General features: G+C 60.2%; 14 protein-coding genes and 1 rRNA gene. 7 read left to right on the top strand and 8 right to left on the bottom strand.

Going from position 1 to position 16555, the window contains the following annotated elements; genetic code table 11:
- Positions 1–38 precede the first annotated feature (38 nt).
- Complete coding sequence (locus KGA81_RS24000; RefSeq protein WP_223549131.1) at positions 39–1352, bottom strand: MFS transporter; 1314 nt, start codon at positions 1350–1352, stop codon at positions 39–41.
- Positions 1353–1553: 201 nt separating this feature from the next.
- Here KGA81_RS24000 and KGA81_RS23995 point away from each other — a divergent pair, with 201 nt between their 5' ends.
- From KGA81_RS23995 to KGA81_RS23985, 3 genes are all read left to right on the top strand, one after another.
- The gene (locus tag KGA81_RS23995) at positions 1554–2972 is read left to right on the top strand and encodes a short-chain fatty acid transporter (RefSeq protein WP_223549129.1); all 1419 of its coding nucleotides are present in this window, start codon (positions 1554–1556) and stop codon (positions 2970–2972) included.
- Positions 2973–3065: 93 nt separating this feature from the next.
- On the top strand, positions 3066–4238 hold the full coding sequence (locus tag KGA81_RS23990; RefSeq protein WP_223549127.1) for a hypothetical protein: 1173 nt from the start codon (positions 3066–3068) through the stop codon (positions 4236–4238).
- Positions 4239–4382: 144 nt separating this feature from the next.
- Positions 4383–4904 (top strand): SET domain-containing protein-lysine N-methyltransferase, encoded by a 522-nt coding sequence (locus KGA81_RS23985; RefSeq protein WP_223549125.1) that lies wholly within the window; start codon positions 4383–4385, stop codon positions 4902–4904.
- 6 nt (positions 4905–4910) lie between these two features.
- On the opposite strand, the gene can is transcribed toward KGA81_RS23985, so the two are convergent.
- Positions 4911–5555, bottom strand: a complete 645-nt coding sequence (can, locus tag KGA81_RS23980) for a carbonate dehydratase (RefSeq protein WP_223549122.1) — start codon at positions 5553–5555, stop codon at positions 4911–4913.
- A 182-nt stretch (positions 5556–5737) separates the two neighbouring features.
- On the opposite strand from can, the gene KGA81_RS23975 reads away from it, so the two are divergent.
- Positions 5738–6142, top strand: a complete 405-nt coding sequence (locus tag KGA81_RS23975) for a serine kinase/phosphatase (protein WP_223549119.1) — start codon at positions 5738–5740, stop codon at positions 6140–6142.
- Positions 6143–6190: 48 nt separating this feature from the next.
- On the opposite strand, the gene rimI is transcribed toward KGA81_RS23975, so the two are convergent.
- Positions 6191–6643: a ribosomal protein S18-alanine N-acetyltransferase gene (gene rimI, locus KGA81_RS23970; RefSeq protein WP_007978046.1), complete on the bottom strand. Its 453-nt coding sequence runs from the start codon at positions 6641–6643 to the stop codon at positions 6191–6193.
- Positions 6636–7382, bottom strand: coding sequence for an energy transducer TonB (locus KGA81_RS23965; RefSeq protein ID WP_223549232.1), 747 nt, complete (start codon positions 7380–7382; stop codon positions 6636–6638). The genes rimI and KGA81_RS23965 overlap by 8 nt, the downstream gene beginning before the upstream one ends.
- Positions 7383–7601: 219 nt before the next feature.
- On the opposite strand from KGA81_RS23965, the gene mksB reads away from it, so the two are divergent.
- The 3 genes from mksB to mksF are packed head-to-tail and all read left to right on the top strand — an operon-like array spanning position 7602 to position 12407.
- Positions 7602–8879, top strand: coding sequence for an Mks condensin complex protein MksB (gene mksB, locus KGA81_RS23960; RefSeq protein ID WP_223549117.1), 1278 nt, complete (start codon positions 7602–7604; stop codon positions 8877–8879).
- Positions 8869–9570, top strand: a complete 702-nt coding sequence (gene mksE / locus KGA81_RS23955) for an Mks condensin complex protein MksE (protein WP_115948275.1) — start codon at positions 8869–8871, stop codon at positions 9568–9570. Before mksB ends, mksE begins: the two co-directional genes overlap by 11 nt.
- Positions 9567–12407 carry an Mks condensin complex protein MksF gene (gene mksF / locus KGA81_RS23950; protein ID WP_223549114.1) on the top strand — a complete coding sequence of 947 codons (2841 nt, stop codon included), beginning with the start codon at positions 9567–9569 and terminating at the stop codon, positions 12405–12407. Before mksE ends, mksF begins: the two co-directional genes overlap by 4 nt.
- A 209-nt stretch (positions 12408–12616) precedes the next feature.
- On the opposite strand, the gene KGA81_RS23945 is transcribed toward mksF, so the two are convergent.
- The 4 genes from KGA81_RS23945 to rrf form a co-directional block, all read right to left on the bottom strand.
- The gene (locus KGA81_RS23945) at positions 12617–14920 is read right to left on the bottom strand and encodes an intermembrane transport protein PqiB (RefSeq protein ID WP_223549112.1); all 2304 of its coding nucleotides are present in this window, start codon (positions 14918–14920) and stop codon (positions 12617–12619) included.
- Entirely contained in the window at positions 14913–15536 is a 624-nt protein-coding gene (locus KGA81_RS23940; RefSeq protein WP_223549109.1) for a paraquat-inducible protein A, read from the bottom strand. Before KGA81_RS23940 ends, KGA81_RS23945 begins: the two co-directional genes overlap by 8 nt.
- On the bottom strand, positions 15523–16182 hold the full coding sequence (locus KGA81_RS23935) for a paraquat-inducible protein A (protein ID WP_223549106.1): 660 nt from the start codon (positions 16180–16182) through the stop codon (positions 15523–15525). Before KGA81_RS23935 ends, KGA81_RS23940 begins: the two co-directional genes overlap by 14 nt.
- A 273-nt stretch (positions 16183–16455) precedes the next feature.
- Positions 16456–16555, bottom strand: a 5S ribosomal RNA gene (gene rrf, locus KGA81_RS23930); the annotation flags it as partial.

The raw sequence follows: 16555 nt of genomic DNA, 5'->3' as shown, positions 1-16555 counted from the left end.
TCAGGCTTGCCCTGTAAAAATAGTTACGACGCGCACAATCAATGCGCGCCAGCAGTGGAACAGCCTGCGACTCTCGGCATCCGTGCACCGAAATAAGCCGCACTGCCCACGCCCACCGCGCCCATCACCGCACTGAACATCACGCAGATCCATGGACTCCACGGCATCAGACCGATCAACAACAGCGGTGTGACACTCGCCCATGCAGCGTAGGCAATGTTGTAGGTGAACGAGATGCCCGAGACGCGAATCCGCGCCGGAAACAGGCTGACCATCACCGATGGCACCGCACCGACCACCCCGCAGGACAGCCCCGCCAAGGCGTAGGCCAGGCCGATCCAGTCGCCGCCCATGATCAGGCAGCCATACAGCACGCCGATGCCCAGCGGCAGCAGCAGGCTATAGAGCATCACCGTGCGCCAGGCGCCGATGCGGTCGACCAGCAACCCGGCGAGCACGCAACCGATGTTCAAGAACACGATGCCCAGCGCGCTCAAGGCGAAGGTATGGCTGGCGGTCATGCCAAAGGTTTTCTGCATCATGGTCGGGGTGATGACCACGAACACCACGACGGCGGAGGTCAGCACACAGGTGAGAATCATCGCTGGCAAAATGGCCAGGCGATGCTCGCGCAAGACCGTGTGCAACGGCAGTTCGCCAGCCGCCTCCCGTTGCGCCTGCATGGCCATGAACACCGGGGTTTCGCTGAGCCAGCGACGCAGCCAGACACCAATCACCCCAAACACGCCGCCGAGCAGAAACGGGTAACGCCAAGCGTAATCGAGGATTTCCCCCGGGGTGAATGCCTGCGCCAGGAAGGTCGCGGTCAATGCGCCAATCAAATAGCCGAAGGTCAGTCCCGCCTGCAGGAAACCCAGGGCATAACCGCGATGGGCAACGGGTGCGTGCTCGGCGACGAATACCCAGGCACTCGGCACTTCGCCGCCCACTGCCGCCCCCTGGAGAATGCGCAGGGCCAACAGCAGCACCGGTGCCAGATAACCGATCTGCGCGTAGGTCGGCATGATCCCGATCAGCAGACAGGGCAACGCCATCATCAGGATGCTCAGGCTGAAGACTTTCTTGCGCCCCAATCGGTCGGCGAAGTGCGCCATCAGGATGCCGCCCAATGGTCGCGCCAGGTAACCAGTGACGAAGATCCCGAAGCTTTGCAGCAGGCGCAGCCACTCGGGCATTTCCGGCGGGAAGAACAGCTGGCTGAGGGTCAGGGCGAAAAACACGAAGATGATGAAATCGTATATTTCCAGCGCCCCGCCGAGGGCGGCAAGCCCCAGGGTCTTGTAGTCCGAGCGGCTGAACGGCGCCGCGCGCGAATCAGTGTTGGCAGTCATGTAAAGAACTCTGGCACAGGCAAAAACCAAGGCGCCCATGGTCTACGCAAACGCACCGGCGAACAACCCGTTAGACCAAAGTCCCATAACCACGAAACAGTCCCGCAAAAATCCTCGGCTTGAATTAATGTTGACGTCTGTCCAGACGGGCGGTTACTGCCCCGAAGACCACAACAAACATAAAAATCCGAGGTAATCTCCGTGGCCGCTGATATCGAAGATAGCCGCTCCGCCCGCTTTGCCCTGCGCTGCTCAAGTTTTGCCGAACGCTGGTTTCCCGACTCCTGGGTGTTTGCTGCCCTGGCGGTGATTATCGTGGCCCTGGCCACCATGGCGATAGGTGCCAAACCCACCGACGCCGCCATGGCCTTTGGTGATGGCTTCTGGAGCCTGATCCCCTTCACCATGCAGATGGCCTTCGTGGTGATCGGCGGTTATGTGGTCGCCAGCTCGCCACCGGCGGTGAAGCTGATCGACCGACTGGCAAAACTCCCGAAAAACGGCCGCTCCGCCGTGGCCTGGGTCGCGCTGATCTCGATGGTCGCCTCGTTGCTGAACTGGGGATTGTCCCTGGTGTTCGGCGGTTTGTTGGTGCGCGCCCTCGCCCGCCGCACCGACCTGAAAATGGACTATCGCGCCGCCGGTGCCGCCGCGTATCTGGGGCTTGGCGCTGTGTGGGCCTTGGGCCTGTCGTCGTCCGCCGCACAATTGCAGGCCAACCCGGCGAGCCTGCCGCCGTCGATTCTGTCGATCACCGGGATGATTCCATTCACCCAGACGATCTTTCTCTGGCAGTCCGGCGTGATGCTGCTGGCCTTGATCGTCATCTCGCTGATCATTGCCTACGCCACCGCCCCCGGCCCGAACTCGGCACGTGATGCCAAGGCCTGCGGTGTCGATCCGAGTTTCAACCTGCCACCGCTGCAACCACGCACCCGCCCCGGCGAATGGCTGGAACACAGCCCGCTACTGACGATTCTGCTGGCGTTGCTGGCTGCCGGGTGGCTGTTCCATGAGTTTTCGACCAAACCGGCTATCAGCGCGATTTCCGGGCTGAACACCTACAACTTCCTGTTCATCATGCTCGGCGCCCTGCTGCACTGGCGTCCGCGCAGCTTTCTGGACGCCGTGACCCGTGCGGTGCCGACCACTACCGGCGTGCTGATCCAGTTCCCGCTCTACGGTTCGATCGCGGCGCTGATGACCACGGTAAAGGGCGCCGATGCGCAGACCCTGGCCCATCACATCTCGACCTTTTTCGTCAGCATTGCCTCCCACGACACCTACGCGCTGCTGATGGGCGTGTATTCGGCGATTCTCGGCTTCTTCATCCCGTCCGGCGGCGGCAAGTGGATCATCGAAGCGCCGTACGTGATGCAAGTGGCCAATGACCTGAACTACCATCTGGGCTGGGCGGTGCAGATCTACAACGCCGCCGAAGCCCTGCCCAACCTGATCAACCCGTTCTTCATGTTGCCGCTGCTGGGCGTTCTGGGGTTGAAGGCACGGGACTTGATCGGCTTTTCGTTCGTGCAATTGTTGGTACACACGCCATTGGTGCTAGTGTTGTTATGGGCACTGGGGACGACGCTGGCGTATTTGCCGCCAGTAATGCCGTAACCATAAAAAGGGCCGATATTGATATCGGCCCTTTTTGTTCCGCCCTGTCTGTTTCAGTATCTGCCGGACTTATACGCTGAAAAGGATCTGAGCATGTTCAAACTCGCGGCACTCACTCTCGCAGCCCTCACCCTGAGCACCACCGCCCACGCCGATGCCAACTTGAAGTTGGGCACTACCGAGCGCGTTACCCGCCTCTTCGCCTACCCCAACAATTGCAACGTGATCTGCTTTCGCAACTGGACGCTTGAGCAAACCGTCGAGCACTACCTGACCCAGAGCGTGCAGCGCGATGGCTACGGTGACGCGAAGGTTCTGGTCAAAACCGATAACGGTCAGCTCCACGCAGAAATCATCGGCGTGCCCAACGGCTATGAAAAACCTCTGGCAGCGCTACTCGATGCCGGTGACCTGGCCTATAACGGCGCCAGCAAACTGAATGCCGACGGCAAATGGGCGTACAGCTGGTATTTGTTCCTGCCGCTGGGCATGGCCCTGGAAAATCGCAAAAGTGTCGAGCTGCTGCACTTCCCGCCCGACTATTCGTTGACCCAGGCCCAGGATTACCTGAAGTCCGCCACCACGGATCGTTGGGCCACGCTACTCACCGCCAATGGCATCCCGGTCGAGCAGACGCCAGGCTTTCAGACCATTGTCGACATCGCCCCTATCGCCGCCCCATCCAACGCCGGCAAGGACCTGGAGGGCGTCTACAGCTACTTCAACGACTACCAGACCACCATGGTCAAGAACGTCAGCCTGCACGCCAATGGTGAAACATTGCCAATGGTCGCCTTCGGCGCGCCGGTGCGTAACTGGATCAAACAACAATACGGGGCGACCGTGAACGTGCTGGGCCTGGCAACGATCAGCCCGAGTGACGGAGTGAACGTGCGGGTGCTGGGTTCCAACCACCCGAGCTACATCTGGTACGCCGCCGATCCGGCGAACTATTCCGGCAGCGATGCCAAGGCCAAGGCCGATGCGGCGGGCCTGAAAGTCATGGGCCAGGATTTGAGCGCCGCGTGCTGGCAGGCCGTCATGGGCAGCCAACCGGACAGTAATGCCGATGTCGAGCTGAAAACCTGCACGCAAACCTGGCAAGTGGCCGAGAAGGAAAAAACCTGCACGCTGTTCTACACCTCGATTCGCAACCTGACGCCGGGGCAGGCTGCGGCCAAATGCTCGACTGCACCGGTCCAGCTGCAGCTCAAACAGCTCAAGGCGCCAGCGCCGGCCACTGCCCTGCCCGTTCCACCGCTATAAACCGATTGATGGCAGTCGACCTGTCAGTTATGACAGTAGACTGCCCGCGATATCTGCGAGAGGCTTGGGCCGTACCCATGTGCTGCGGCGCTGACAGGATCGTCAGCCGATGGAAGTCGCAGCACCCAGCCGACAAGGAACGTTATGAAAGCCAACGCACTGCGCAAGTCTCTCGCACCACCGCAGGGTGTTTACCCTTTTGTCGAGTTGCCCCTTCACCTCGGATTTCCATCCCTGGCCGATTTCGAGATTCTCTCGAATGACAAAGGCACGCCGAAGGCCATAGCAGCGCTGCGCGAGTTTCCCCGCATCAGTCGAATCTGCCGGGTATCAGGGCATTTGCTGCCCTATCGCAGCCGACATACCCGTCAGCTGGCGCCCGATGTTCACGTCTATGACCCGCGTTTCTGCGGGCTGCTGCGCCACTCTTGCGACCCGAATGTGTTTCTGGACATGAGTGAGCTGTGGTTATGGGCGCTGAAGGACATTCAGAAAGGCGACTGGCTGTCGATGGATTACGCTGCCACGGAAGACAAGCTGCTGCGCCAGTTCGCCTGCCACTGCGGTTCGTATAACTGCCGGGGCTGGATCACCGGTTACGATGAAGCGCCGAACGCCGACGGCCAGCCGTTTTTGCAACAGTGGCGTCGGCAGAGTCTGCGCTGAGGGACTTTACAAGGGCTCGAACGGACGCAGGCGGTACTGCGGTGGCAGTTGCTCGAAACCGCTGATGGTCGCATTCAGGCTCTTCCAGCGGCCATCCTTGATGCCATAAATGCAGCCGTGGATCGACAGGCTCTGCCCGCGGTGCCAGGCGTTTTGCACAATGCTGGTGTGACCGACGTTGGCCACCTGCTGGATAACGTTGAGCTCGCAAAGACGGTCGACCCGTTCTTCTTCGGTGGCCAGTTTGGCCAGTTCTTCGCGCTTTTCGTAATACAGGTCGCGAATCGAGCGCAGCCAACCGTCGATCAGGCCGAACTGACGATCCTGCATCGAGGCGCGCACACCGCCACAGCCATAATGACCGGTGACGAGGATGTGTTTGACCTTGAGCACATCGACCGCGTACTGAATCACCGACAGGCAGTTGAGGTCGGTGTGCAGCACCACGTTGGCCACATTACGGTGTACGAACAGATCGCCCGGCAGCATGCCGACGATCTCGTTGGCCGGCACCCGGGCATCGGAACAACCGATCCACAGGAACTCCGGAGTCTGTTGGCGAGCCAGCTTGGCGAAGAAGTCAGGATCTTGCTCCTTGATCGCAGCGGCCCAACGCTCGTTGTTATCAATCAGATCTTGTAATTCGTTCATGCAATGAAGCCTCGAGAATGATGCGCTGCTTTGACAGACGACAGCCCGTCGGGGTCACGCGCATAATACAGTTGCCCCTGATGCCCTGATTCCTGCTACGGCCAGCCGACGCTCCATGCCGGTGGAATTCTCATGAGCCCGATGGGTCCACCTTAGTAAGGTTCACAGTATGAGGTATTGCCATGAATGATTCACGGCGTCCGTACGATGCGGTGCAACCGGAACCCATCGATGACGACGAAGACCGCATGGGCTCGGTGCGTGAGCTGGATTTCGATGAAGAAGAGCCCGGCGCCAGAATCGGTGACGAATTGCCGGACGGGGAGCGCGGGCAACTGATGCCTCGTCGGCGCGTGCGTGAAGCGGGCCTGACCGGTGCCTCGACCGGAAACCATCAACCTACCGACGATGACTTGAGCCCGGAAACCCTGATCCGTGAAGACGGCGCCAGGGATGCCCATGAGGCGGGCAATGATAGCCGTGCGGATTGGGACCTGAGCATCGTCGACGAGGATGATATCGGCGGTGGCGATGGCCTGGATGAGGCGGAATTGGCGCGGCGCGATCCGATGGACGGCAAGCGCTGATCTTCGGTGTCTGTCAGGCGCTCATCGCGAGCCGGCTTTTAAAACTGCTCAATCCACCAAAGTACAGGCCATGACCACCGCATCTTCGCGTCCACCCACCGCCGGGTAGTAATCCCGGCGCCGGCCGATCTCGTTGAAACCATAACGCTCGTACAACTTGAACGCCGCGGTATTGCTGTCGCGCACTTCCAGGAAACACTCCCGGGCGTCGGCCTTGTAGGCAATCGACATCAAATGCTCAAGCAATGTCAGCCCCAGGCCGCGGCCCTGGTTTTCCGGCTTGACCGTGATGTTCAGCAGGTGCGCCTCGTCGAGGATGATCTGCACCACACCGTGGCCCACCTGTTGCTGACCTTCGAACATCAGCCAGATCTGATACTTGCCCAGGCCATCGAGGAAAATCCCGCGGGTCCAGGGATGGCTGTAGGCCGCGTATTCGATTTTCAGTACAGTTTCCAGGTCCGCCTCGGTCATCGGGCGAAACGATACAGCGTCACTCATTCGATTCTTTCCAGCGCGCCATCAGCCGGCGCATGGCTTGCCAGACATCAGCCTTACGCTGTGGCTCTTCCATTAATAATTCCAGGCCCGGCACCGCCCAGGCCGAGCCCAGGCCTTCGATCTGCAACTCGCGATTGAACGCCTCGGCATCCGCCTCGCCGGCAAACCGCACCGCAGGCAGGCCGATCAGCCACAAGCAGGCGCAGGGCGTTTCTTCCATGCGCACCGAGAGAAAACCTTGCACGAAGTCCCGGGCCGCTTCCGGCCCCTGATCCATCGTGCCTCGCACCAACAGCGGCCAACGCACCGGCTCACCGACGATCTGCGGGCTGTCCGGCAGACCGGCGGCACGCAGCATGTCCTTGAGCAGCAGGTAGGCAGGATCGCGAGTCTGGAAGGATTCGCCCGTAGGTAACTCCACCAACAGCAGGCAACGCCCGGCCCGCAGCAATTGCAGGGCGAAACGCGGCGGCGGCACGATGGGCGCCTTGACCACCACGGGCGCCTCTTCGGCCTCTTCCACCGGTTTGGCTCCCGTGCGCGTGCTCGCCAACGATGGGCGCGGCACCTCGATCTTCGCCCGCTCGGCCGGTTTGACCACAGGCGCCATGGGCGTCGGAGCCACAACAACGGGCACGACAGGCGCGACCACCGCCGGCTCGGGGATCTCCAGCAGCTCGGGCCGCGACGGCGCGGCAAAGGGCAATTCGGTGCGTGGCAGCCAGTTGACCACCTGCATGGCAGCCAGATAAGCGCGACGACGGGACTCGATAAGCAAAGGTCGGCCACTTGTGGATAACTAAAGTGCGCTGATTCTACCGCCGTTCGCTCAAGATCGCCCGCAGTTGATCGATGCACTTTACCGAAAAGAAGGCGACAGTCCGTCCCGAGATTGAATCGCATTGCCCCCGATGCAGTACAATCGCGGCTTTTAATCGCCAACCAGCCGGCCATTCCGATGATCGAACCCAAGCGCGTCTTGCGCGCCCTCGCTGAACACTGGGCACTTCTGGAGCCACTGTGCGAGCACTTCGACCAAGGCACACTGAGCCTCAACGAATTGCGTTCACAGTTGGCCGCCCAGCAACTCGACAGTACGCCGCAGGACATCACCAGCCTGCTCGACGTGTGGATTCGCCTCGATATTCTGGTTCCAGTGGCCAAAAGCCCGAACCGTTTCGAGCTCAATGCGCAGATTCACGACTTCCTCGCCTATCTGCGCCGTGAACACCGCCTGGGCCTGTGCCTGGAGATCGAAGCCTACCTGCGCCACCTGGAGCGTCTGGCCGGTTATATCCAGGACGCGTTCGATATCCGCGATGGCAATGACCTGGCCCGCCAGTTGCGTCTGCTCGACATGCGCGTGCGTGACGTACTGAAAAAACTCGATAACGACGAACAGGCCCTGGTGGCAGTCGCCGAACGGGCGAAAACCAGCGACCGGCAGATTCCGCTGCGCCAGCGTTACGCTGAAGTGCTGGCGACCTGGGACGAATACGTCGAGCCGATGATTGATCTGGTGAACGCCGACGGCGCCTTCGAACAAGGCGTGCGCAAGGTCGAAACCGTCTTGCTGAAGATGCTCAGCGAACAGCAGCGCCTCGGCCACCTGGTCGACGACGACATGCTGCTGCGCACCCACGCGCGCATCCTCGAAATGCAGACCAGCGCTCAACTGACCCTGCGTCATGCCCGCGAACTGCTCTTGCCGCTGCGTGAAGAAGCGCGCCGGCACAACGCAGTGACCCGTGGCGCCGCATTGGCCCTGTCGATGATCCGCCGCAAAGGCATCGACGCCGTGCCGCAAGCGGCGATGCCGATGTTCACTCGCCCGCAAAGTACCTTCCTCGGCAGCGCCAGTCAGGTCGAAGCCTACGTTTACGCCCTGGCGCGTTTCGAGCCGAAACCGGCGCGCTTCCCCAAGGCCCACAAGACCCAGAAAGGCGAAGCCCCGCGTGCGCCGCGCACCGTTCGGGAAATGCTCGAGCGCTGCGAAGACGCCCTGCCGATGCCAGACCTGATGACCTGGCTGCTGGAGCAGGAACCGGACGGCGCCACCGACGAACTGCTGTACTGGTTCTCGCGTCTGTCGCGGGAAAAACGCTTCACGCGAGAGCGTCTGGAGCGTCGCCAATACCATACTCACGAGCACCAGGTCAGCCTGCGCTCCTTCGCCCTGCTCTCGGTCAGCGACACCGCCGCCGAGGATTCTGCGAGCACTCCTTATGCATCTTGATCTATCCGAACTGTCCCATCTGGCACCGATCTTTCGCGAGCTGTTCAAGGGTTACCACGTCAGCCGCCGAGATCCGGAGCTGTACGCACAGTTATCGAACTTTCAGGACCAATACCGCACGCTGTTCAAGGCCCTGGGCTTTGAGCTGGTCTGCGACACCCGCGGTTTCTACTACTTCGTGCCGGACCTCGCGGCGGCGGCGGTGAACAAGACTGCCCAGCGTCTGGCGCTGTTCACCTTCATCCTCGTCGAGCACCTGGCCGACCAGGGCCGCGACCCGATCGCCGTGCTCGACGGTGGCAGCCTCGGTCGCGATGAGCTGCCGTCGTTGCTGGAAAAGTACCGCGACCTGTTCATCCAGGCCGAAGTGCAGACCCAGGACGAACTGGAAGAAAAGATCATGCGCCGCATGACCCAACTCGGCTTCGCCAGCGAAGAAAACGGCATCTACCGTTTCCTGCCGCCGATGCACCGCTTCCTCGATGTGTGCCTGTCGGTGCAGCAGGACCGCGATCTGGCCGCCAGCCTGCACAGCGTCCTGCCGTTGCCGGTGCCGGTGCTGATCGACGACGACAGCGACGAAAAACTGCTGCAGACCGATGACCCGCTCGACCTCGCAGAATTTGAAGATGAAAGCGAAGAAGACGCCCTGGCCCGCGCCATCGCCGAAGAACAGGAGCTCGACGCATGAGCAAGGAACGTTACGGCATCCGCCGCTTTGCCCTTTTGAACACCGCCGGCTATAGCCTTGGCCTGTTCCCGCTGGAAGAGCCGCTGTCGGTGTACGGCGCCAACAACCTCGGCAAATCCGCCTCGATCAATGCCTTGCAGTTCCCGATCCTGGCGCGCATGTCGGACATGAGCTTCGGCAAGTACAGCCTGGAGCAATCCCGGCGCTTCTACTTCGCCTCGGACACCAGCTACATCCTGGTAGAAGTGAACCTGCCCCACGGTCCCCACGTGATCGGTGTAGTCGGTCGCGGCCCGGGCGGCGGTTTCGGTCACCAGTTCTTTGCCTACGCCGGCAAACTGGACCTGGCCCACTATCAGAAAAACGACACTTGCCTGCGCCAGAAAGAACTGTTCACCAACCTTGAGCGCGAAGGCCTGAAAGCCTACGAACTCAAGCCAGACGAACTGCGTCGTTTGCTGGTCGGTGGCCACACCTCGATTCCGCTGGACCTGACGCTGATCCCGCTACGCTCCACCAGCGAGCAGAGCCTGAAGACCTTCCGTGCGCTGTTCATCAACCTGCTGCACATGCGTGAAATCACTGCGGCCAAGCTCAAGCAACTGTTCCTCGACGCCTTCGAGCACAGCTTGCGCTCCGGCAGCGTCGATTACATCGCCGCGTGCGAAGAAGCGTTCCGCGATGTACGCCGCATGGAGCAGGACTACAACTCGCTGGTCGCCGCCGGCCCGCTGGTCGAAGCCCTGGCCAACGGCGTGAAGCAACGCGACATCCTGCGCGGCAAGCTGCACCGGATCTCGCCCCTGCTCGACTCCTTGCTGGGCACCTGGTCGGACTACGCCAGTGCGCGCAAGGAAGAGCTGACCATTCAGGCCGAGCACTACCGCAACGAGCAGGACGCCCTGCAAAACGACCAGCGCGGCGGCACTCAGGAACTGATGCGCCTGGAGCGGGAAATCACCGGCATCCAGCGCTGGCTCGGCGAATTGTCGGTGCTCAAGCATCGCTTTGCCCTGATCGATGACGTCAAGGTGCTGGAACAGCAACTGCTGGCTGCAAAGGACGCCCACGACGAACTCGCTGGTGCGTTGGCGCAATCGCGCCAGTTCAGCGCCGAAGACCTCGAAGAGCGTCTGCGCGATCTGGAAAAACGCCTGAAGTCGGTCAAACAGCAACTCGATCACGCCGACAACAACAGCTACGCCCGCCTGCGCGAAGAATTCTCGCAGCAAGACGTCGAGCGCCTGATGCGCCTGTTCAACAGCGCACTGTTCAGCCTGCCATTGGGCGAACACGGCATCACCCTCGACGACGACGGCGAGTGGGTCAAATCCGTGGAGTTGATCCTCGACGGTTTCAAAGGTGAACGCTTCGAAGTGCCGGGGCTGTCCATCGACATCTCGCACATCGAACCTCCGGCATTGCAGGCCCTGGCTGACCGCGCGGCATTGCGCGATCAGAAAGAGCGCCTGGAAAAAGAACTCAAGCAACTGAAAACCCAGCAAGCCGTGGCTGCCGACCGCGCTGCGAGCAAGACCCAGACCGAAGCGCTGTACCAGCAAGTGCTGGATGCTCAGAAAGCTCTGGAAGATTTCCGCCGCGCGCAAACCCTGAGCGCCGAAGAAGGCGACAAACTGGAACAGCTGGCGCAGATGGAAGCCGCGCAAGACGAATTGAAGCGTTCCAGCGACGCCTTCACTGAGCGCGTCCAGCAACTGTCGGCCAAGCTGCAATTGGTCGGCCGGCAGATCGGCGACATGGAAGCCAAGCAACGCACCCTCGACGACGCCCTGCGCCGCCGTCAGTTGCTGCCGGCGGACCTGCCGTTCGGCACACCGTTCATGGACCCGATCGACGATTCCATGGACAACCTGCTGCCGCTGCTCAACGACTATCAGGACAGTTGGCAGGGTCTGCTACGGGCCGATGGTCAGATCGAAGCGCTGTACGCTCAGGTGCGCCTCAAGGGCGTGGCCAAGTTCGACAGCGAAGACGATATGGAGCGTCGTCTGTCATTGCTGATCAACGCTTACGCGCACCGCACCGATGAAGCCCTGACCCTGGGCAAGGCTCGTCGTGCCGCCGTGACGGACATCGCCCGGACCCTGCGCAACATCCGCAGCGACTACGACAGCCTCGAACACCAGCTGGCACTGTTCAACCGCGAGATCAACAAACGCCAGGTCTCCAACCTGCAAAGCTTCCGTATCGTGCTCGCGCCGAACAAGGAAGCGCTCAAGCACATCGACCAGATCATCCACAGCGCCGGTCAGTATGAGGAAGGCGAAACCCTGTCCGTCTTCGACCTCAGTCAAAGCGCCGAGCAGGACAACAAGAACGAAGAGGCCAAGGAATACCTTGCGCGACTGGTGGCCGCGAACCACAACCAGCTCGGCCTCAAGGACTTGTTCGAGCTGGCGTTCGAGATCACCAAGGTCAACGGCCAACCGGTGATCCACACCGACATCGACGGCGCCGCCTCCAACGGCACCACCATGACCATCAAGGCGCTGACCAACATGTACTTGTTGCTGCACTTGATGGACCGCGACCAGGCCGGTCGCGTGCGCCTGCCGTACTACCTCGACGAGGCGGCGGATATCGATGAGAAGAACCAGGCCGCACTTCTGGAAACCAGCCTGCAATTGGGCTTCGTGCCGATTCTGGCGAGCGTGAAGCCGCAGGTCTGCGCCAGTGTCGCCATCGACCTGGAGGGCGGCAGCGGCCCGGCCGGCATCTACATCGACGAGGCGGACTGGAAGTACATCCGTCGTCACGATCAGGTGAAGGTGACGGTCAACGAACAAGCGGATGAGCCGGAGCTGGATGCGGTCTGAGGCTTGAATCGAAGGCAATAAAAAGGCCGCGATCCAAAATGGATCGCGGCCTTTTTATTGCGCATCTTTTAGCTGTATTGGCGAGTTTTAAAGCCCTATCGCGAGCAAGCTCGCTCCCACAAAAGTTGCGGTGAAACAAACACCACTAAACCCTGTGGGAGCGAGCTTGCTCGCGATGGCGTCATTACAGACGCCCGATCAATTTCCAGTCATTTACCCAGGCTGATCTTCGGCGCCCAGGTCAGCCATTCATCTTCAAACTTGTCGAACAGTGCGAACGTCTGCGCCGGTTGCGCCGGGCCGCCCATGCGCTCACCGTCTGGCGTGGCAAAGGCGACACCGCCCTGAATCATCGTCTCCAGGGATTCGGTGCGCACCGTTGCGCCTTTGAACAGGCCGACATCGAAGTCGAAACCGCTGGTGTTCCAGAAGCGCGTGCCGCTGCGTACCAGTGGCGCGTACTTCGGCTCGATCAGGATATGGATCAGGACACGATCAGCGGTCTGGCCCAGTTCATAACCCGTCACCTTGCCCACGGTGATTTCGCGATACGTCACCGGCACGCCGGCCTTGAGCGATCCGCGACGAGCGGCACTCAGCACCAGACTCAATCCCGCTTCCTGCCTGGCGGTTTCTGGCGCTGCGACCAAAGCGACAAAGTTCTTCTGCGGCCCCAGATTTTTCGCTGCCGGTTGTACCTCGATGTATTGCCCGGTCACCAGGGTTTCGAGGTTGGACGTCTTGATCAGGCCCAGCTCAGGCTTGACCACCCAGAACTGACTGCCGACCCGGGCGATGCGTTCCGGCACTTCGGTAATCCGCGCGGTCAGCAGCACCGATTGCAGGTCCTCGCTGAGATCAACGTCCTCGATCTTGCCGACATCCAGGCCCTTGAAGCGAATCGGCGTGCCCGTACGCAAACCATCGGCGCGGTCTACCTTGATGCTGATCACCTCGCCCTTTTGTGTGGCGTCGTCACGGCTGGCAAACAAGCGGAAACGTGGGATGCGCTTGCGTAGCGGCGCCTTGGCTTCCGGGGTTTCAAACGCAATACCGCCGGCCATCAAGCTTTGCAGCGACTCACTTTTGACTTGAATCCCACCGGTCAGTCCGCCCGTGAGCGTGATGCCGCTGGCATTCCAGAAGCGTGTCGAGGCGTTGACCAGATCCTCGTATTCCTTCTCGATGTGCACGCCGATGATCAACTGTTTTTTGGTGCGCGAGAACTGATAGCTCTGTACCGAACCGACCTTGACCTGTTTGTAGAGAACCGGGCTGCCGACTTCCAGCGAGCCGAGATTTTCGGTGAACAACACCAGGTGCAGGCCCGGTGCACGCAGATCCAGCGGTGGTGCCTTGGCCCGTGCCGTAAACTCCCGTTGTGGCGCCGCCCCCTTGTCGCCAGGCCGCACAGCGATGTAGTTGCCTTTGACCAGCGCTTCCAGGCCGGTAATCCCCGCCAGGGAAATCGACGGTTTGACCACCCAGAATTGGGTGCCTTCGACCAGGTAATCTTCGGCCAACGGATCCATCGTCAATTCGGCGGTGGCTCTGGACAGATCAGGGTCGACCTTCAGCGCCTTGAGATTGCCGACCTGAATGCCTTTGTACATCACCGGCGTACGACCGGCCTGCAAGCCTTCGAAGTCGCTGAGCTTGACCTTGACCCGGATTCCGGCCGCCGCTGCATCGAAGTCTTCGTAGAGTCTGAACGGCAGGCTTGGGTCGGTAGGCGGGCTGTCCTTGCGGTTTTCAGGCGTAGCGAATGCAATACCACCGGCGACGATGCTGGCCAACGACTCGCTGCGCACTTTCACACCGGACAGATTGGCATCGATGCTGATGCCGCTGGCGTTCCAGAAACGTGTGTGTTTGCGTACCAGCTTGGCGTAAGTCGGCTCGATGAAGACCTTGAGCTCGACGGTGCTCTGATCCTCGGACAGCACGTAGCTCTTGATCTGGCCCACCTTGATCTGTTTGTAGAACACCGGGCTGCCGCGGTTCAACGAACCCAGGCGATCTGCCTTGATGGTCAGGTGCAGACCGGGTTGGGCATCGGAGAGCGGCGGTTCCTGGGCCAAGGCCTTGAACTTGCGAACCGGTTCACCCTCACCCGGACTGATCGCAACGTAGTTGCCCGAAACCAGCGTCTCGAGGCCCGTGATACCGGCCAGCGTCACGCTCGGCTTGACCAGCCAGAAACGCGTGCTGGTGCGCAGATATTGTTCCACGTCCTTGTTCATTTCGATGCTGGCGATCACACCTTTGGAACTGCCCTCGTCATCGAGCTTGAGGCTTTTGACCTTGCCGACCGACATGCCCTTGTAGACGACTTCCGTCTTGTTGGCCTGAATGCCTTCGCCACTCTCGAAACGCACCTGAATCTCGATGCCGGTTTCGTTATAGGCACGCCAGCCGAGCCAGCCGCCAATGATCAAGGCGATCAGGGGCAACACCCAAATGGCAGACCAGTTAGAGGCCGGTCGGGTTTTCGCTACAGGCAAATCAGTCATGGTCGTCGTCCGACTCCGTGTTATCCCAAATCAGTCGGGGATCGAAAGTTACTGCGGCAAGCATCGTCAGAATCACCACAGTGGCGAAGGCGATGGCGCCAAGATTGGCTTCGATGCTGGCAAGCCGCCCAAAATTCACGACCGCCACGAGGATGGCGATCACAAAGATATCGAGCATCGACCAGCGACCGATGAATTCAATGAAACGGTACATCCAGATACGCTGGCGAGCCGAAAGGGGCTGACGGCGCTGCACGGAAAACAGCAGCAGAGCGATGCCTACCAGCTTGAAGGTCGGCACCAGGATACTGGCGATAAACACCACGGCCGCAATGGGGAACATGCCGTAGTGCACCAACTCGATCACACCCGCCATGATCGTGCTGGGCGCACCTTTGCCCAAGGAGTTCACAGTCATGATCGGCAACAGATTGGCCGGTATGTAAAGAATGGCGGCGGTAATCAGCAATGCCCAGGTGCGCACCAGGCTATTGGGGCTGCGGGCATGCACCAGCGCTCCGCAGCGTGTACAGACTTGCTCATCGCTATCAGCTTGCTGCCTGTTCAATTCATGACATTCCTTGCAAATCAGAATGCCTGCATCAATCGCCCGCATGGGCATCCTCTCCTGATAACGCTTGCCAGATCTGGTGAGGCGACATTACGACCTCCAGCCAGACTTGAATCAGCAACAATCCAATGAAGCACGCCAGGCCGAGGCCTACGGTGATGGCTGCCATATCTGCCAGCTTGACGATCGCCACGAGTACGCCCATGAAGTAGACCTCGAGCATCCCCCATTCGCGTATATGGTGATAAATGCGATAGAGCAACAAGCCGTAGCTGCGTCCGACATCGAAACGGATACTCAACAATACGGCCAATTGACACAGCAGCTTGAGCAGCGGGATCCCCATGCTGCACAGGAACACGACCACTGAAACGCTTTGCATGCCTGTATCAAAAAGGGCGATAACACCGCTCCAGACAGTGTCTTGCGAAGATTGCCCGAGTAGATTGAGCTGCATGATGGGTAAAAAGTTCGCCGGTATAAACAGCACCAGGGCGGAGATGACCAAGGCGAGACTGCGCTGTACGACGTTGTAGCGATTGGCATAAAGCTCGTAGCCACAGCGCGGGCACAGGGCTTTTTCGCCATGGGCGAGTTCGGGTTTACGCATCAGCAGGTCGCACTCATGGCAGGCAACCAGATTTTCCAGTGGTAGTTTTGACAGCTCTTTGGCGTCAACCGAATCCGGCATAAGCGCTCTGACTCTAAAAAAGTTGGACCTATTCTAGTGTCCCGGGACAAAAATAACTGCGCCAATTTGTGCTTGATTGCTTGAGCTTTTGAAGGCGACTTGCTGTAGGAGCGAGCTGGCTCCGGCGGCGTGCCGACGAGGGTCGTCAACGCTGACGCTGGCTGCCTGGGGCCGCGCGGTGTCCTGGCGTTTTTCGCGAGCGAGCTCGCTCCTACAGGAACCGGAAAAACAAAACCCCTACCTGCGTGCGCAGATAGGGGTTTTGGAATTTAATCTTGACGATGACCTACTCTCACATGGGGAAACCCCACACTACCATCGGCGATGCATCGTTTCACTGCTGAGTTCGGGATGGGATCAGGTGGTTCCAATG

The sequence above is a fragment of the Pseudomonas sp. A-B-19 genome, assembly GCF_019947515.1.
Lineage (GTDB): Bacteria > Pseudomonadota > Gammaproteobacteria > Pseudomonadales > Pseudomonadaceae > Aquipseudomonas.
This window is presented reverse-complemented; position numbering and strand designations above follow the sequence as displayed.